We start from the raw sequence: 19,870 nt of genomic DNA on the forward strand, positions 1-19,870 counted from the left end.
TTTATTTAAAAATCATAATCAAACGTTCTGAGGTCTTGGGATGGTATTTTCTAAGCTTATAATCTCCAAAAACATCTAATAAGTGCACACCAGCTTTTTTGAATAATTCTTCGAAATCAGCTAAGGTAAAAGCTTTAACGCGCTCTTGAAATTTAAAGTCTTCTTCATCAACGGTAAAGGAAATATCTTTGATGATATAGCCTTTTTCTACACGACGTTGCTGTAAAAAGTCAATACCTTCAACAGTTTTGATGTCTTTAGGTACAAGATTATCCATAACATATTCAGAATTCATGAAATCGATAACACCAAAGCCAAATTCATTCAATTCTGCTTTTATAGATGTTATGGTTTTTAGATTGCATATATCATCTTCAAAATAGCCAAAACTAGTAAATAGGTTAAAAACCGCATCAAATGTTTCAGGATATGGTTTCGTCATGTCATATACATCAAACTTCAAGCTTTTGTTCTCAAATTGTTTGGCATGTGCAATACTTTGCTCTGATAAATCAACACCGGTAACATTATAACCGAGTTTGTTAAGATAAATGGAGTGACGCCCTTTACCACAAGCTAAATCTAAGATTTTGCCGTTTTCTGGTAAATTGAGATATTCGGTAAGATTATCCATAAAACGTTGTGCTTCAGAATAATCCCTGTCTTTATATAAAATATGGTAGTATGGTGTATCAAACCATGAAGCGTACCATTTTTTCTTTGTTTTAGTCATAGTGTTTATAGTCTTTAGACCTCACAAAAATACTGTATTTTTGTAACCTATCGATTCTATTAATGAGATTTGATATTTGACGAAATAAATGGACGGAAATTTTAAAATGGTAGCCAAAACTTTATTTGGCTTTGAAGATATTTTAGCAAAAGAATTATTGCAAATGGGCGCAATGAACATCGAAAAAGGGGTTCGCGTAGTCACTTTTGATGGTGACAAAGGTTTTATGTACAAAGTAAATTTGGGTATAAGAACAGCAATTAAAATATTGAAACCTATAAAATCGTTTCGAGTAACTCGAGAAGACGATTTGTACAAAAATGTAAAGAATATTAAATGGGAAAACTATTTAAAAGCAGATGGTTCCTTAGCCGTTGATGCGACTGTTCATCATAGTGTTTTTACTCATTCGCAATACACTGCACTAAAAACTAAGGATGCCATTGTAGACCGTTTTAGAGAGCAAAATGGCACACGTCCAAATGTAGATTTGCGTTTCCCAGATTTAAAGATTAATGTACATATAGACCGTCAACGTTGCACGATTTCTTTGGATACTTCTGGCGAATCTTTGCACCGTCGTGGTTACAAAACAGCTACTAATATTGCACCAATTAATGAGGTTTTAGCGGCAGGATTAATTATGATGAGTGGTTGGGACGGTCAAACCGATTTTATGGACCCGATGTGTGGTAGTGGGACAATGCTTGCCGAAGCAGCGATGATTGCTTGTAATATTCCGCCTAATTTAATGCGTAAGGAATTTGCTTTTGAACGTTGGAATGATTGGGACGTGGATTTGTTTGAAAAAATTGAAGAATCGCTTTTAAAGAAAACTAGAGATTTTCATTATAAAATTATCGGATATGATAAGTCACCTTCAGCTGTACATAAAGCAAAAGATAATATAAAGAATGCGCATTTAGATGAATTTGTACATATTCAGCATGAAGATTTCTTTAAAACTCAAAAAGCGGGAACAGATAAATTAACGATGGTTTTTAATCCACCTTATGGAGAGCGTTTAGAAAACTTAAACGTTGAAGAGTTCTATGGAAACATTGGCACAACCTTAAAGCATGGTTATTCTAACACTAATGCTTGGTTGATTACTTCAAATTTAGAAGCTCTAAAATCTGTGGGTTTACGTCCTTCTCGAAAAATTAAAGTTTTTAATGCAAAGTTAGAATCGCGTTTAGTCAAATACGAAATGTATGAAGGTAGCCGGAAGACTAAGAAAAACTTATAATGAAGGCATTTATTAAATTTTTAGATACCAATACAACCTTTTTACTTTTATTATTCTATCCACTGTTATTATTAATAATACTTGGATTTATTTATATACCTTTTCTTAAAATTCATATTAAAGAAATTGCAGCTTTTGGCTTCACTATTTTGCTCTTTGCATTTCCCTTAATTATGGTTAATAATAGATTCTTTAGAAAATTTTGGGCATATCTCGTTGTTTTGGTTTTATCGTTTTTAGTGGTTTTTAAGCTTTCGTTTTATTATCATTACGGAGTGCGTATTTCGGCATCAGCATTGTTTGTTATTTTCGAGTCGAATGTAGAAGAGACAAAATCTTTTCTAACAGACTATTTTGATCTTCAGACGTTATTAATTATATCATTTGGAGTCTTTTCTTTAATACTTTTAGTGTCTTTTAAGGGTGTAAAAAAACGCTTTGATTTTCATTTAGCGAATAGATTTTCATATTCAAACAAAATAGTATCTCTAGTTTTATTTTCGGGTATTTTTTTTGTAGCCAATAAAAGGCTTCAAAATGAAAATATTTTGTTTATAACCTATAATTCTTTTCAAGATTATACGGATTATAAAGAAGAATTAAAGTCAGAACTTAATAGTAAAACAAGTCAATTTTTAAATGATGTCTCTAAGGTGGCAGACAGGCAAACTCATGTGGTTATTATAGGCGAGTCTACTTCTAGAAGAAATATGGAACTTTATGGTTATGATAGAGCTACGAATCCAGAATTATTAAAGCTAAAAGATGAGCTCTTGGTCTTTAGAGATGTTATAAGTCCACATACACATACTATACTTTCTTTAGATAAGATTTTAACTTTATCAGACATCAATGAGCCAAATAAAAGTAATAATGCATCCTTAGTTCAATTGGCAAATATGGCTGGCTATAAAACGTATTGGTTATCAAACCAAAGACCTATTGGCTTATATGAAAGCTTTGTGTCGATTATTAGTAATGCTTCTGACGAGCAAAAGTTTAAAACTAATGAAAATACAGACTTTAAAATATATGATACAGATCTTTTGCCAGAATTTGAAAACTATATTTTAGATACTGCTAATAAAAAAGTCATATTTATTCATTTATCAGGGACACATTCAAGGTACAGTAGCCGTTACCCTTATGATTACATCTACTTCACAGAGACCGATTATCCTTCGAAGTACAAAAACAGAAAAGCAAAAAAGATAATTAATGAATACGACAATGCTATTAGGCATAACGATTATGTAGTAAGTGAAATTATTAAAATAGTTAAATGTAAAAATGTAAAAAGCTCAGTGGTCTATTTTTCTGACCACGGTGATGACGTATATTGGTCTCAAAATAAGAATTTAGGTCATAACGAATATTTAGCAACTATGCCTATGTATGAGGTGCCTTTTATTCTGTGGACATCTGATAAGAAAATGTTTGATGACCTAAATACTACCAATATATTGTCAACACCTTATCATCTTGAAGATTTTATACACAGTTTTTCGGATATTACAGGAATTAAGTTTGAAGATTATAATACTGAAAAAAGTATTTTTAGTAATGATTTTAAGCCTAAGAAAAGACTCATAAAAAATGGCATTGATTATGACAGCAAAAACTAGAAAATATCTTCTTTTGGGTTTTGTTTTTTTTGCAGCATTTTGCATGTATCATAAGTTTAGTCCTTATAAAGTCTTATTTGCTGGGCATTACGATAAAATATGGGCGCACCGAGTTAATAGTTTAGAAAAACAGAAAAGTGCAGTTATGTATTTTGATGGTTTAGAGCTAGATTTAGTTTATGTTCAGGATAGTAATATATTAGATGTTAATCATCCACCTGCTGAATCAATACACCTTAATTTTGATACATACATCAGGAATTTAGATATATCTGAAAAGCCAAGTTTATGGTTAGACATTAAAAATCTTACTATTGAAAATGATTCATTGATATTTGACAGGATAAGTTCTGTTTTAGAAAAATATAATTGCCCGATAGATAAAGTTTTAATAGAGTCTCTAAATCCAGAGGCATTACATCGCTTTGTGAAAGCTGGTTTTAAGTCTTCATATTATGTTAACCCCAAGCTTAAGAAAATGTCCGAAAGTGAAGCTGAAAATGAACTTAAATATATTAATTCTGTCTTACGTAATAATCCAAAATTAGTATTGTCATCTAACTATACAGACTACGAACGTTTATCAAAAGCATTTCCAAATAAAGATTTGTATTTATGGGCTATATCTTCAGATTTTAATAAAGACTTTTTTAAAATTAGAAAACTACTAGGTGACAATAAAGTTAAAGTGGTTTTGGCTAGGTATAATGCTTTTAACGGTAATAGATAATTAGTCTAACAAAAAAGTCTTTAGGTCGTTATAGTCTAAAATTTTTATTGATTTTTTTTCTTTGTCAATTACAGATTTTATTTGTTCTGGTAAATCTACTTTAATATTAATAACATCTTCAACAACATCCAAAAACTTTGTTGGGTGTGCGGTTTCTAAAAACACGACATGATCGTCTGGTTTATGTTTTAAATGTTCTTTTGCACCAAGATAGCCAACTGCGCCATGTGGGTCAGCTATATAATTGTAGCTCAAATAAATTTCAGATAGTGCTTCTCGAGTTTTATTATCAGAAAAACTATAAGAGGACAGGTTTTTTTTTAAAGCTTTAAAATCAGAATCGTATAATTCTTTTATTCTAATGAAATTACTTGGATTGCCCACATCCATAGCATTACTAATGGTTTGTACAGAAGCCTTTGGAAGATAGGTGTTAGTCTTTAAATAATTTGTAACTACATTATTTTCATTATTTGAAGCAATAAAATGACGAATTGGTAAACCTAATTTTTGCGCAACCATTCCTGCACAAACATTACCAAAATTTCCACTAGGTACAGAAAACGAAATGTTTTTGTATTTAGATTTTAGCTGCTTGTAGGCAAACATAAAGTAAAAAAGTTGTGGCAACCAACGCGCAATATTTATAGAGTTTGCAGAGGTTAATTGTATTGCACTAGTTAGACTATCATCTACAAAAGCTTGCTTCACCATATCTTGACAATCGTCAAATACACCATCCACTTCTAGCGCTGTAATGTTTTGACCAAGTGTTGTGAGTTGCTTTTCTTGTATGTCGCTCACTTTTCCGCTAGGGTATAAAATAACAACATTTACACCTTTAACACCTAAAAATCCATTTGCTACTGCGCCACCAGTGTCTCCTGATGTTGCTACAAGGACTGTAATATTTCTTGAGTTATTTTTATTAAAATAACCTAAGCAACGTGCCATGAAACGTGCGCCAACATCTTTAAATGCCATTGTTGGACCATGAAATAATTCTAGAGTAGATACGCTTTCATTAAATTCTATAACAGGAAAATCGAAACATAAAGTCTCTTCAATAATAGATTTTAGGTCTGTTTCAGGAATTTCATGACCAACAAATTGTTTAATAGCTTCATAAGCTATTTCTGGATTTGATTTTTTATTAATACTCTGAAAAAAAGAATCGGGTAGAGGTGTTATTTTTTCCGGAAAATATAAGCCTTTGTCAGGTGCCAATCCTCTTACTACGGCATCTTCAAAAGTTGTATTCGGTGCTTCTTTATTTAGACTGTAGTATTTCATCTATAAAATTTTAATACCTTGTGTATTTATTTTCGATACAAAAGTGTAGTATTTAATATTAGTTTTTGAATAAACAGAATTAAAAGCTTTTTCTACGTGTTTTGCAATTTTCTCACCTTTGGTCAGTGCGAATATAGAAGGACCAGAACCTGAAATCCCACAACCCAATGCACCAGAATCAATTGCTGATGATTTAATAGTATCAAAATAAGGAATAAGCTGTTTTCTGTGAGGTTCTATAATAACATCACTAAGTGATTTACTTAGTAAATCATAATCGTTTGTATGTAAAGCATGAACCAAACTCCCTACGTTAGACCATTGCGTTATAGCATTTTGTAGTGCTATCTGTTTTGGTAAAATAGCTCTAGCTTCGGCTGTTTTGATTTCAATTTGAGGGTGAATTAGTGTTACATACAAATCATCTGGAGTGGGTAATTGTAAAATATCAACAGGGTCTACACTTCTAACTAAAGTAAATCCTCCGAATATAGCAGGCGCCAAATTATCTGCATGTTCACATTCGCTAGCTAAAGCTTCGCCTTTTAGCGCATATTTTGTGAGTTCTGTTTTGTCTAGTGGATTTCCTAACAAAACATTCATCCCAAAAACACTTCCGGCAGCACTAGCGGCACTGCTCCCAATACCACTACCAGGTTTAATCTTTTTATAAATTTCAATATCAAAACCACAATCGGGATTTATGGCATTGTACATGGCTAGAGCCGAAACTCCTGCTACATTTTTTTCTGTTTCAAAAGGTAATTCTGCGCCTTTAATTTTTGTAATTCTAATACCTTTCTCTAAAGTTTTATGAATAATCATTTCATCTCCAATACTATCCAAACAAAAGCCTAGTACATCAAAACCACAAGAGACATTGGCTACGGTAGCGGGTGAGAATATTTTAATGCTGTCCATATTATTTATTCCCAATTTTAATAATATCTGCAAATAGTCCTGAAGCCGTGACATCTGCACCTGCACCAGCACCTTTAACTATTAAGGGCTGTTCAGGATAACGTTCAGTGTAAAACATTACTATGTTGTCTTTACCTTCTAAATTGTAAAATGGGTGACCTTCAGAAATTTCTCGTAAGCCTACTTTAGCCTTCCCGTTTTTAAATTCTGCCACATACTTTAATTGACAATTGTTTGCTTTAGCAGAAGCGTAAATTTGCTGAAAATGCGATTCGTCTTCCTTTAGCGTATCATAAAAATCATCAACAGATATGCTTTCTAAGTTGGCTTTAGTTAAAAAAGATTCGTTTTTGATATCTTCAATCTCCATTTTTTCACCGTTTTCGCGAGCTAGTATCAATATTTTTCTTGCGACATCGATACCACTTAAATCTATACGTGGGTCAGGTTCTGTATAGCCTTCAAATTGTGCACGTTTTACGGTGTCATGAAAGTTTGTATGGTCACCAAAATTATTGAACACAAAATTCAAACTCCCAGATAAAACGGCTTCTATACTGGTGACCTTATCACCAGAGGCTACCAAATTATTCAAAGTATTTATAATTGGTAAACCTGCGCCAACATTAGTTTCGTATAAAAAAGAGGTGTTGAAATTTAGTGCTAAATCGTGTAAGTTTTTATAAGTACTATATGAACCAGAACACGCAATTTTATTGCATGCAACAACAGAAATGCTATGGTGTAAATATGGAGCATACCAATCAGAAACTTTTTCGTCTGCAGTAATATCAACAAAAATGCTATTATGTAAGTTTAGCTCTAATACTTTGTTAAAAAAACGTTCTAAATTAGACTGTTCTGCAAAGTCAAAAGCTGATGGCCAATCTTCTAAATCAATACCATTTTCGTTGAATACCATTTTTCGGGAGTTAGCCATACCAACTATCCTAACATCAATTTTAAGTTTTTTCTTTAAAAAACTATACTGTTGCTCAATTTGGTCTATAAGCCGTTCACCTACATTCCCAACACCAACAATAAATACGTTAAGTCGCTTATTCTGAACTTCGAAAAAGCGTTCATGTAATGCATTAAGAGCCTTACTTGCATCATTCTCGCCAATAACCGCAGAGATATTTCGTTCTGAAGCGCCTTGCGCTATAGCTCTTACATTAATATTGTTTTTTCCGAGTGTACTAAACATACGACCGCTAATACCTTGATGGTTTTTCATATTATCACCAATTAAGGCAATAATGGATAGTCCTGATTCAACAATAATAGGATCTATTTTTTTCAATGTTATCTCGTATTCAAAAGCTTTATTAATTGCATTTTCTGCAACTTCAGAGTCTTTAATATCTATTCCAAAACAAATAGCATGCTCCGATGAAGCTTGGGTAATAAATATGACATTGATTTTTTCTTGTGCTAATATTTCAAACAAGCGTTTTGAAAACCCTGGAATACCTACCATACCTGGTCCTTGCAAAGTTAAAAGAGCAATATTATTTATATGTGTGATGCCTTTTACAGGATTTTTGATTGATGCATTTTTTTCATCAGAAATTTTGGTGCCAGCATCGTCAGGTTGCATCGTATTTTTTATCAGTATAGGAATATTTGCATCCTCCACGGGTTGTACTGTTGGTGGATATAGCACTTTTGCGCCAAAATGCGATAATTCCATAGCTTCTTGAAACGATAATTGCTTAATTGGGATAGCTTGTTTCACCAAATTAGGATTGGCCGTATACATGCCGCTAACGTCAGTCCAAATTTCTAAAACATCAGCTTTTAAAGCGGCAGCAACTATTGCAGCAGTATAATCAGAACCACCTCGCCCTAGAGTTGTTTCCTCTCCAGTATTAGATTTAGCGACAAAACCTGGAAGAATTGTTATACTTTGTGAATTTTGTATAAAATATTCTTTTATGTTTTCTTCAGTTTCTTTCCTGCTAATTTCGGCATTACCATGATTAGAATTAGTAACAATCAACTCTTGAGAATTTTTTCTAATAACATCTAATTCTCTCGATTTCATTGTTTCAGCAATAATATAAGAAGATAGTAATTCTCCATAACTAAAGAGCTTATCAGAGATTTTTGGTGTTAAATCGTTTAATAAATAAAGACCTTCTAGTAGATTATTAAGGCTATCTAATTTGATTTCAATTGCAGAAACAATAGACTCATTATCAGTAGGGATGAGTTGTTTTACAAGGTCAATGTGTATGTCTTTTATCCGTAGAAACACATCCTTGTAATCTTTGTCTTTTTCAATAGCCAAATGGGCAGCATATAATAGCTTATCTGTGATACCACCGACTGCTGATACCACAACAATTATGGTATTATTTTTAGATTTTTTTTCTAAAATTGAAATGACATTATTTATGGTTGTAGCAGAACCAACTGATGTTCCGCCAAATTTCAAAACTTTCATAGCGTTGCAGTTTGAAAACTTATAGATTTATTATAGATTGAGAACGATAATATTAAAACTAAATCGTTTAATATTAGGCGTTTTGCGGATTTAATAGCCTTTGCCTTTAATGCATTCAGTTATTTTATCAGCATTGCTAATCAAATGTATTATTTTTACCTCAATAAAAAAATATAATCCAAGCCGATTATTTAATAAAATAATTAAGAATGAAAATCTTTTCCAAAGAACAAATTTATGAAGGTGATAAAATAACTGAAGAGCGACAACAGCTCCCACCTTCAGAACTTATGGAGCGTGCTGGTCTTCAGATTTTCAATTGGATGCATATGCGAATGCAAGGTGCGCAAGTTCCTGTTCACGTATTTTGTGGTATTGGCAATAATGGTGGTGATGGTTTAGTATTGGCTAGACACTTAATAACTCATGGTTATAATGTCGAGGTATATATTGTTAATTGTGGGAATAGTCGCTCTAAGGATTTTTTAACCAGTTATGATAAGGTTAAAGAAGTGACAAAAAAATGGCCCCAATTAATAAAGTGCGAAAGTGAATTTCCTCAAATGCATAAAGATGATATTATTGTAGATGCTATATTTGGTATTGGTCTCAACCGTCCTATTGAGAATTGGATAAAAACACTTTTTACCCATTTTAAAACCTCTGAGGCATTTACACTTTCGGTTGATATTCCTTCAGGGTTGTATACCAATAAACCAGTTGAAGACACTAATGGTGTTGTAAAAGCCAATTACACATTGAGTTTTCAATCGCCTAAATTAGTTTTCTTTTTGCCTGAAACAGCAGGCTATACTTTACAATGGGAAGTTATTGATATTGGTATTGACCGTGATTACCTTATGGCTATTGATACTGAAACGGAATTAATTTCAAAAAACGAAGTTCTACCTATATATAAACCTAGAGATAAGTTTTCTCATAAAGGAGACTTTGGACATGGTCTCATTATTGGTGGTAGTCATGGTAAAATCGGAGCAGTACATCTAGCCACTAAGTCCCTTTTGACGGCAGGTGCAGGAATGGCTACTGCATTTGTACCGCGATGTGGTTACATTCCGTTGCAGTCGAATTTGCCAGAAGCTATGATTATCACGGATGATGACGAAAATAGTATTACCGCTATAGATTTTGAAATTGAAACATCTGCAATCGGTATCGGTGTGGGATTAGGAAAATCAATTGAGACAGTCTCAGCTTTTGAAAAGTTTTTAAAAACAAACAAAATGCCATTAGTCATTGATGCTGATGCCTTAAATATTTTATCTAAGCAAAAAGCGTTATTAAAACTCGTTCCTGAAAATTCAATAATAACACCACATCCAAAAGAGTTAGAGCGTCTAATAGGCAAGTGGACAGACGATTTTGATAAGTTAAAGAAAACATCAGATTTTTCTGTAAAGTATAAGGTTATTGTAGTTATTAAGGGAACGAATACAATATCAGTTTTGGGTCATAAGAAATTTATTAACGTAACTGGTAATCCAGGTATGGCAACTGCAGGTTCTGGTGATGTATTAACAGGCATTATTACAGGATTATTATGCCAGAATTACAGCCCTATCGAGGCTGCAATTTTTGGTGTTTATCTACATGGTAGAGCAGGAGACTTAGCATTAGAAGAATACGGCTATCAAAGTTTATTAGCAAGTCATATTATAGATTATCTAGGTGATGCCTACATTGATTTATTTAAGCAACCAGAACAACCACAAGTAGAAGAAGAAACAGAAGCAGAAGAAAATAACTAATTAGATGACAACTTATTATACTATTTCTGATTCCTTATTAACCCTAAAGGATATTAACGCTATAATTTTTGAAAATAAAAAGCTAAAACTTTCAAGTGATGTAGTTTCTAAAATCAAAAAATCAAAAGCGTATTTAGATAAAAAATTAGCGGAAAACGATAATCCGTTTTATGGTATTAATACAGGGTTTGGCTCTTTATATAATGTAGAAATTTCAAAAAAAGACTTAACAACACTTCAAGAAAACTTAGTAATGTCTCACGCATGCGGAACAGGTGACAAAGTACCAGAAGCCATTGTAAAGATTATGCTTTTATTAAAGATAAAATCTTTAAGTTTTGGGAATAGTGGTGTACAGTTAGCAACCGTAAAACGTTTAATTGGTTTTTTTAATAATGATATTCTCCCGTTTGTTTACACTCAGGGTTCTTTAGGAGCTTCTGGAGATTTGGTACCATTGGCACATTTATCTTTGCCAATAATAGGAAAAGGAAAAGTAACTTACCAAAACCGTTTGGTTAACACAACAACTGTTTTGAAGAAGTTTAATTGGAAGCCTATTAAACTAGAGGCAAAAGAAGGTTTAGCTTTGTTAAACGGTACTCAGTTCATGACGGCTTACGGTGTTTATTGCTTGCTTTTATCTCATAAATCATCATATCTGGTAGATATTGTAGCTAGTATTTCTTTAGATGCTTTTGATGGCAGAATTGAACCCTTTAACGATTTAGTACATATGATTCGTCCGCATGTTGGCCAGCTTAAAGTCGCTCGTCGATTTCGAGAATTTTTAAAGGATAGTGAAATAATTACTCAGCCAAAAAAGCATGTGCAAGACCCATATTCGTTTAGATGTATTCCGCAAGTCCATGGCGCTACAAAAGATACTATAGATTTTGTTGAAAAAACCATGATTACTGAAATTAATTCTGTGACTGATAATCCAAATATTTTTCCAGATGAAGATGAAATTATTTCGGCCGGAAATTTTCACGGTCAACCTTTGGCATTAGCTTTCGATTATTTGAAAATAGCTATGGCAGAGATAGGAAACATTTCAGAGAGACGAGTTTTTCAATTGGTATCTGGTCTTCGTGGGTTACCAGCATTTTTAGTAAACAACCCAGGACTAAATTCAGGATTTATGATTCCACAATATACAGCAGCAAGTATCGTAAGTGCAAATAAGCAATTGGCAACACCTGCTAGTGTAGATAGTATTGTGTCTAGTAATGGACAAGAAGACCATGTAAGTATGGGTGCAAATGCTGCTGTGCAGGCTTATAATTTAATCCGAAATGTTGAGCGTATCATAGCTATTGAATTATTTAATGCTTCTCAGGCTATAGAATTTAGAAGACCTTTAAAATCCTCAAAATTTATTGAACTTTTTCTAGCAGCTTATAGGAAAGAAGTACCCTTTATAAAAAAAGATGAAATTCTTCATGATGATATTGAAAAATCTATTGAGTTTTTAAAAAAATATAATATTACAGATTTTGAGTTATTCCTTAATGACTATGGAATAAAAACGGATTTATTAGCACAATAAAAAAAAGCCATTTCAACAGAAATGGCTTTTTATTATATATAATCGATATGCTACGATTCTTTAGGCTTTTCAGAAGATTTAACCTTAATCTTAAGTTCATCGGCTTTTTCATCCAAATCTATAGAAATAGTATCACCTTCTTGAATTTTAGAACTAATTATTTCTTCAGCTAACGCATCTTCAATATACTTTTGAATAGCTCTTTTAAGAGGTCTTGCGCCATATTGTTGGTCAAAACCTTTATCAGCAATATAGTCTTTTGCTTTTGCTGAAAGTTTCAGTTTATAACCTAAATCATCAATACGTTTAACTAATTTAACCAATTCGATATCAATAATTTTGTTGATGTCCTCTTTCTCAAGAGTATTGAACACAACGACATCGTCAATACGATTTAAGAATTCTGGAGCAAAAGCCTTTTTCAAAGCATTTTCAATTACTCTTTTGGCATGGTCTGCAGCTTGAGATTCTTTTGCAGCTGTTCCGAAGCCAACACCAGTCCCAAAATCTTTTAACTTTCGTGCACCGATGTTAGATGTCATTATAATAATGGTGTTTCTAAAATCGATTTTTCGGCCTAGACTATCTGTTAAATAACCATCATCTAAAACCTGTAATAACATATTAAAAACGTCTGGATGGGCTTTTTCAATTTCATCTAAAAGAATAACTGCATAAGGCTTGCGACGAACTTTCTCTGTTAATTGTCCACCTTCTTCATAACCTATATAGCCTGGAGGTGCACCAATCAAACGTGATATGGCGAATTTTTCCATGTATTCACTCATGTCAATTCTTATGAGTGCATCATCATTATCGAATAACTCATTAGCTAAGACTTTTGCCAACTGCGTTTTACCGACACCTGTTTGACCTAAAAATATAAACGAACCAATTGGTTTATTTGGGTCTTTAAGTCCAGCACGATTACGCTGAATGGCTTTTACAACCTTTTTTACCGCATTGTCTTGGCCAATGACTCGACCTTTTATAAGATTTGGTAATTCTGCCAGTTTAGTAATTTCGGTTTGCGCAATTTTATTCACAGGAATACCTGTCATCATTGAAATAACGTCCGCAACATTGTCTTCAGTAACAACTTCGCGATGTAATTTGGTTTCATCTTCCCATTTTTCTTGAGCTAGTGCTAAATCTTTTTCAATACGTTTCTCATCATCTCTTAGCTTAGCAGCTTCCTCATATTTCTGTTTTTTAACAACAGAATTCTTAGTTTCCCTAACTTCTTCAAGCTGTTTTTCGAGCTCAATGATTTGTTTAGGCACATTAATATTAGTGATATGGACACGAGAACCTGCTTCATCTAAAGCATCAATTGCTTTGTCTGGTAAAAAGCGCTCCGTCATGTAACGGTTCGTTAATTTCACACAGGCTTCAATAGCTTCATCTGTATAGTCTACATTATGATGCTCTTCGTATTTGCTTTTAATGTTATTGAGTATTTCAATGGTTTCCTCAACTGTTGTCGGTTCAATAATGACTTTCTGAAAACGACGTTCTAGAGCGCCATCTTTTTCAATGTATTGTCTATATTCATCAAGAGTTGTTGCGCCTATACATTGTATTTCGCCACGTGCTAAGGCAGGTTTAAACATGTTGGAAGCATCGAGACTACCAGTCGCACCTCCAGCTCCCACTATAGTATGGATTTCGTCAATAAATAAAATGATATCATCATTCTTTTCAAGCTCATTCATTACTGCTTTCATACGCTCTTCAAACTGTCCTCTGTATTTTGTACCTGCAACTAAACTGGCCAAATCTAGAGTTACAACGCGTTTATTAAAGAGTGTACGAGATACTTTTCGTTTAATGATGCGTAATGCTAAACCTTCGGCAATTGCAGATTTACCAACTCCAGGTTCTCCAATTAAAAGCGGATTATTTTTCTTACGTCTACTGAGTATCTGAGAAACACGTTGTATTTCTTCTTCACGACCTACTACAGGATCTAGTTTACCCTCTTCGGCTAATATGGTTAAATCTCTTCCAAAGTTGTCTAAAACTGGTGTCTTAGATTTTTTATTACCTTTTTGAGATGCTCCACCGAAAGGATTTTGCTTTGCATTGTCTTCTGAGTCACTCATGTCGTCATCAGAGAATGACTCCGCTCTTGGAGTTTCTAAGAAATCGTCCTTGTTTGTTATCATAGATTTAAATTCTTCTTTTGTGTTATCATAGTCGACCTTCATCTTATTCAAAAGTTTGGTTGTTGGGTCGTTTTCGTTGCGTAAAATGCACAATAATAAATGTGCTGTATTAATTGATGTACTTTGAAATAATTTGGCTTCTAAAAAAGTAGTTTTCAAAGCGCGCTCAGCTTGTCTTGTAAGGTGTAAGTTTTTTTTCTCATTAGAAACTACAGCTATGTTGGGGTTTGCGGGACTAAGTATTTCAACTTTTCTGCGTAAATGATTTAAATCTACATCAAGTGAGTTTAAAATATCTATAGCTTTACCACTACCATCTCTGAGTAATCCAAGCATAAGATGCTCAGTACCAATAAAGTCGTGTCCTAGTCGTAGAGCTTCCTCTTTACTGTAGGCAATGACATCTTTTACTCTAGGTGAAAAATTATCGTCCATATTAAAAATCGTTCTGCATTAAAAATAATAAATTCAACATGAATAAGGCAAAAACTATACCTTATTATTAAGAAATTAACGAATTGACTAAAAAAGCTTGTTAAATCAAAATTTCGAAGCTAGTAGTTATTAACGAAAAACAGGTGTAAAATTGTTAATAAATACCCCTAAAAGCATTAATAAAAAACAAGCTCAAACCTAATGAAATTCCTATATTAGCATGTTACGAAAATTAAGCAAATAAATTAACATTTATAATATGGCAGAAGGCGAAAAATTAATCCCTATTAACATTGAAGATGAAATGAAATCGGCTTACATCGATTATTCGATGTCAGTCATTGTGTCACGTGCTTTACCAGACGTTAGGGATGGATTAAAACCTGTGCATAGACGTGTCCTTTACGGCATGCACGAACTTGGTGTTAGATCAAACACAGCACATAAAAAATCAGCTAGAATTGTTGGTGAAGTTTTAGGTAAATATCATCCACATGGTGATACCTCGGTTTACGACACAATGGTGCGTATGGCACAAGAGTGGAGTTTAAGGTATATGCTAGTAGATGGTCAAGGGAATTTCGGTTCTATCGATGGCGATAGTCCAGCAGCAATGCGTTATACGGAAGCGCGTATGCGTAAGATTTCTGAAGACATGTTGGCAGATATTGATAAAGAAACGGTAGACCATAAGCTAAATTTCGACGATACATTACAAGAGCCAACAGTTTTGCCAACACGTATTCCAGGCTTATTAATTAATGGTGCATCTGGTATCGCAGTAGGTATGGCTACAAATATGCCACCTCATAATTTAACTGAAGTTGTTAATGGTACTATCGCCTTCATAGATAATAAAGATATAGAGATTGATGAGCTAATGCAGCACATCAAAGCACCAGATTTTCCTACAGGAGGAACTATATATGGCTATGATGGTGTACGAGAAGCTTTTCATACAGGTCGCGGCAGAATTGTTTTACGGGGTAAAGCCAATATCGAAGAGGTTAATGGAAGAGAATGTATAATTGTTAATGAAATTCCGTATCAGGTTAATAAAGCTGATATGATTAAGAAGACGGCTGACTTAGTCAACGATAAGAAAATCGAAGGGATTTCTACAATTAGAGATGAGTCTGATAGAAACGGTATGCGAATCGTTTATGTATTAAAGCGTGATGCAATACCTAATATTGTACTTAACAAATTATATAAATATACAGCTCTTCAGTCTTCTTTTAGTGTTAATAATATTGCACTGGTTAAAGGTCGACCGGAAATGTTGAATCTTAAAGATTTAATTCAACATTTTGTGGAGCACAGGCATGAAGTAGTTGTAAGACGTACTAAATACGAATTGCGAAAAGCCGAAGAGCGTGCACATATTTTAGAAGGATTAATTATTGCATCAGATAATATAGATGAAGTGATTGCACTCATAAGAGCATCTTCAAATGCCGATGAAGCAAGAGCAAAGTTGATTGAACGTTTTGAGTTGTCTGAAATACAAGCAAAGGCTATTGTAGAAATGCGATTACGCCAGTTAACAGGTCTAGAACAAGACAAGTTAAGAGCTGAGTATGAGGAATTGATGAAAACCATTGAAAATTTAAAAGATATCCTTGACAAGAAAGAACGTCGTATGGATATTATTAAAGAAGAACTTCGAGAAGTACAATCTAAATATGGTGATGAGCGTCGCTCTCAAATCGAATATGCTGGTGGCGATTTAAGTATTGAGGATATGATTCCGGACGAGAAAGTGGTTATTACTATTTCTCATGCAGGTTATATAAAGCGTACTTCATTAACAGAATACAAAACACAAAATAGAGGAGGAGTTGGTCAAAAAGCATCTACCACTCGTAATGAAGATTTCTTAGAACATCTATTTGTTGGTACAAATCACCAATACATGTTATTCTTTACCCAAAAAGGAAAATGTTTTTGGATGCGTGTTTACGAAATTCCTGAAGGAAGTAAAACCTCTAAAGGACGTGCTATACAAAACTTAATCAATATTGAGCAAGATGATAAGGTAATGGCATTTATTTGCACACAAGACTTAAAGGATGAAGATTACATTAATAATTATTATGTGATTATGGCAACCAAAAATGGTCAGGTGAAGAAAACGTCCCTTGAACAGTATTCTCGTCCAAGAACAAACGGAATTAACGCCATAACAATTAAAGAAAACGATGAGCTCTTAGAAGCAAAATTAACTACAGGCGAAAGTCAAGTAATGTTAGCTTTAAAATCTGGCAAAGCCATTCGTTTTGAAGAAGCTAAAACTCGTCCAATGGGGCGTAATGCTTCTGGTGTAAGAGGAATTACACTGCAACATGATAAAGATGAAGTTATAGGTATGATTGCGGTAGATGATATGGAGAGTAATATTCTTGTGGTTTCAGAAAATGGCTACGGAAAACGTTCAAGTCTAGAAGATTATCGTGTAACCAATAGAGGTGGAAAAGGTGTAAAAACTATTTCTATTACAGAAAAAACCGGTAATTTAGTAGCAATTAAGAATGTAACAGATGAAGATGATTTGATGATTATCAATAAGTCTGGCATTGCTATTCGTATGGCAGTGGCCGATTTACGTGTCATGGGACGTGCAACACAAGGTGTAAAACTAATTAACCTTAAAGGAAATGATTCTATTGCCGCAGTTGCAAAAGTAATGAAAGACGATGAGGAGCCAGAAGTTCAAAACACTGATAATGAATCTACTAACGAAACTGGCACGGCGATTGATAATAATGAAACTGGAAACTAAGATTAACTAAATTTATAATTAAAATGAAAAAAGTGATAACTTTAATTTGCGCACTTGTAATTGGCACCATGTCGTTTGCACAAAAAAACGAGATTAAGGCTATAGAAAAGGCGTTAAATAAAAACGATTTTGCTAGTGCAAAAGCTAATGTTTCTGCAGCAGAAGCTTTGTTGGCTAATATGGATGATAAGGCTAAGTCAAAGTTTTATTTCTTAAAAGCTCAAGCATTATACGCAAATGGAAACACATCTGACTTAGATTTTGATATAATTGTTGAAACGCTTGATATCTTGAAAGAGCATGAGTCAAAAATTGGAAAGATTAAATACACTGAAGATGTAAATGAAATGAAGTCCAAAATGTTAGAGTCAGTATTGAAAAATGCTGATGAAGCATTGCAGAATAAAGAATATTTAAAAGCATCTAAAGGTTTTGAAAAAGCTTATGGATTATCCTTAAAGGATACTACTTATCTTTATTATGCAGCTTCTACAGCTGTATCAGCAAAAGCATATGATACTTCTTTAGATTACTATCTAAAATTAAAAGATTTAGGATATACAGGTCTTAAAAAGAATTACTTTGCTACTAATGTAGATTCAGGAAAAGAAGAGATGTTTTCTACTAAAAAAACACGAGATTTCTCAGTAAAGGCTAAGCTTCACGTAAAGCCTAGAGATGCTATGTCAGAATCCAAAGCTGCTGAAATTGCAAAAAATATAGCCTTAATATATGTATCCCAAGATAAAAGTGAAAAGGCACTTGCCGCAATAGAAGATGCTAAGAAGAATATTAATAATGACTATAATTTAGTGTTAGCTGAGGGTAATATTTATTTGAAGTTAGATAAAAAAGAAAAAGCGTTTGAATTGTTCAAGAGAGCACTTTCTATGGAGCCTAATAATGCATCTTTAAACTTTAATGTTGGAGTTTTATCTATGAATTCTGGAGCTACTGAAGAAGCCGAAAGGTATTTTAAAAAGGCTTTGGAGATTAAAACAGATTATGCAGATGCCGCTTTAAATTTATCAACTTTAGAAATAAACAAGGGCAACGAAATAAATGAGAAGATGAATGAGTTGGGGACAAGTGAAGCTGATAATAAGAAATATGACGAGTACAGAAATCAGAAAATTGAATTTCTTAAAGATGGTGCTGCAGTGCTAGAAGGTTTCATTAGTAAAAATCCAGATACAAAGAACATGTCTATATTGAACCAATTAAAAAACGTTTATAGCTTTATTGGAGAAACTGAGAAGTTTAAGTCTATAAAGCAAAAAATTGAAAATATAGAATCCAGAAACTAGTACATATTTGTAATAGAAAGGCGACCAAATTGGTCAGTCATGGTCGGAAGAAATTCCGACCATTTTTTTAAGTCTCAAAATGGTCTTAGTTTCGGGTCAACGACAATATTTGGGATTTTGGTATTTTAGCTTTTAAAAGGTTTGATGTATTTAGATTTATTCGCTTCCAGGTTTAATACCTCCTTTAGATTAGCAAATAGAAATAATCACTTAAATTAAAATGATGATAATGATGATGAAATTTCTTTTTTTGCTTCGAGGCTTGCCTCGTTAATTATTACTATTTTGTGACTCGATGTCACAGAATAGTAAATATATCCATAAAAGTCATACTGTTACAATTTTACTATATCATTTTGTGAGCATTGCAAAATATCGACAGGTTGTTATAACCGATTTAGTCGACAAAGTTATAGTTGAAATATGTGATGATATAGAAAAACGTTTTGAAGTTAATTTTTTAGAAATAGGAACGGACAAAAACCACGTTCATTTTTTGATTCAAAGCGTTCCTTCTTATAGTATCACAAAAATAGTTACTATGATAAAAAGTATTGTAGCCAGAGAAGTTTTCAAACGTTGTCCAGAAGTAAAAAAGCAATTATGGGGAGGTGAGTTTTGGGGTAAAGGATATTTTGTGAATACAGTTAGTCAACATGGGACTGAAAAATTGATAGCAAATTATGTCAAGGAATAAGGTGTTGAAAAGGATTATAAAAGTTTGAAAAATAAGGCTATATTCTATAATATGACTTAAATAAGTTGTATTTTAGTAAAAACGAAAGTCATGATACCACAAAATTTCACAGAATACTTCAAAAGCCTCGAATTATTTGAGCGACAGGAAATAGTAAATG

At 33.1% G+C, this 19,870-nt stretch carries 13 protein-coding genes; 8 read left to right on the plus strand and 5 right to left on the minus strand.

What is annotated here, in order from left to right; translation table 11 throughout:
- Window position 1 precedes the first annotated feature (1 nt).
- Window positions 2-733: a class I SAM-dependent methyltransferase gene (locus HKP48_RS05815; RefSeq protein WP_296343781.1), complete on the minus strand. Its 732-nt coding sequence runs from the start codon at window positions 731-733 to the stop codon at window positions 2-4.
- An 88-nt stretch (window positions 734-821) separates the two neighbouring features.
- On the opposite strand from HKP48_RS05815, the gene HKP48_RS05820 reads away from it, so the two are divergent.
- The 3 genes from HKP48_RS05820 to HKP48_RS05830 are packed head-to-tail and all read left to right on the plus strand — an operon-like array spanning window position 822 to window position 4,337.
- Entirely contained in the window at window positions 822-1,982 is a 1,161-nt protein-coding gene (locus HKP48_RS05820; RefSeq protein ID WP_296343784.1) for a THUMP domain-containing protein, read from the plus strand.
- Window positions 1,982-3,607 (plus strand): sulfatase-like hydrolase/transferase, encoded by a 1,626-nt coding sequence (locus HKP48_RS05825; RefSeq protein WP_296343786.1) that lies wholly within the window; start codon window positions 1,982-1,984, stop codon window positions 3,605-3,607. Before HKP48_RS05820 ends, HKP48_RS05825 begins: the two co-directional genes overlap by 1 nt.
- A complete protein-coding gene (locus HKP48_RS05830) occupies window positions 3,591-4,337 on the plus strand; it encodes a hypothetical protein (protein ID WP_296343788.1) in 747 nt (248 codons plus the stop codon). The genes HKP48_RS05825 and HKP48_RS05830 overlap by 17 nt, the downstream gene beginning before the upstream one ends.
- Here HKP48_RS05830 and thrC read toward each other — a convergent pair whose 3' ends face one another.
- From thrC to thrA, 3 genes are read right to left on the minus strand one after another with little or no spacing between them, the layout of a single operon-like run.
- Window positions 4,338-5,630, minus strand: coding sequence for a threonine synthase (gene thrC / locus HKP48_RS05835; protein WP_296343790.1), 1,293 nt, complete (start codon window positions 5,628-5,630; stop codon window positions 4,338-4,340).
- Window positions 5,631-6,551, minus strand: coding sequence for a homoserine kinase (locus HKP48_RS05840; protein ID WP_296343792.1), 921 nt, complete (start codon window positions 6,549-6,551; stop codon window positions 5,631-5,633).
- Window position 6,552: 1 nt separating this feature from the next.
- Complete coding sequence (gene thrA, locus HKP48_RS05845) at window positions 6,553-9,000, minus strand: bifunctional aspartate kinase/homoserine dehydrogenase I (protein WP_296343794.1); 2,448 nt, start codon at window positions 8,998-9,000, stop codon at window positions 6,553-6,555.
- A 209-nt stretch (window positions 9,001-9,209) separates the two neighbouring features.
- On the opposite strand from thrA, the gene HKP48_RS05850 reads away from it, so the two are divergent.
- Complete coding sequence (locus HKP48_RS05850) at window positions 9,210-10,769, plus strand: NAD(P)H-hydrate dehydratase (protein WP_296343796.1); 1,560 nt, start codon at window positions 9,210-9,212, stop codon at window positions 10,767-10,769.
- 4 nt (window positions 10,770-10,773) lie between these two features.
- Window positions 10,774-12,321: a histidine ammonia-lyase gene (gene hutH / locus HKP48_RS05855; protein WP_296343797.1), complete on the plus strand. Its 1,548-nt coding sequence runs from the start codon at window positions 10,774-10,776 to the stop codon at window positions 12,319-12,321.
- A gap of 50 nt (window positions 12,322-12,371) precedes the next feature.
- Here the strand turns inward: hutH and HKP48_RS05860 are convergent, their stop codons facing one another.
- Window positions 12,372-14,924: an ATP-dependent Clp protease ATP-binding subunit gene (locus HKP48_RS05860; protein WP_296343800.1), complete on the minus strand. Its 2,553-nt coding sequence runs from the start codon at window positions 14,922-14,924 to the stop codon at window positions 12,372-12,374.
- A gap of 259 nt (window positions 14,925-15,183) precedes the next feature.
- Here HKP48_RS05860 and gyrA point away from each other — a divergent pair, with 259 nt between their 5' ends.
- The 3 genes from gyrA (at window position 15,184) to tnpA (ending at window position 19,710) form a co-directional block, all read left to right on the plus strand.
- Window positions 15,184-17,706: a DNA gyrase subunit A gene (gyrA, locus tag HKP48_RS05865; protein WP_296343802.1), complete on the plus strand. Its 2,523-nt coding sequence runs from the start codon at window positions 15,184-15,186 to the stop codon at window positions 17,704-17,706.
- Window positions 17,707-17,729: 23 nt separating this feature from the next.
- Window positions 17,730-19,013, plus strand: coding sequence for a tetratricopeptide repeat protein (locus tag HKP48_RS05870; protein WP_296343804.1), 1,284 nt, complete (start codon window positions 17,730-17,732; stop codon window positions 19,011-19,013).
- A gap of 295 nt (window positions 19,014-19,308) precedes the next feature.
- On the plus strand, window positions 19,309-19,710 hold the full coding sequence (gene tnpA / locus HKP48_RS05875; RefSeq protein WP_296343806.1) for an IS200/IS605 family transposase: 402 nt from the start codon (window positions 19,309-19,311) through the stop codon (window positions 19,708-19,710).
- Window positions 19,711-19,870 lie beyond the last annotated feature (160 nt).

The sequence above is a fragment of the Winogradskyella sp. genome (assembly GCF_013042245.1).
Classification (GTDB): domain Bacteria; phylum Bacteroidota; class Bacteroidia; order Flavobacteriales; family Flavobacteriaceae; genus Winogradskyella.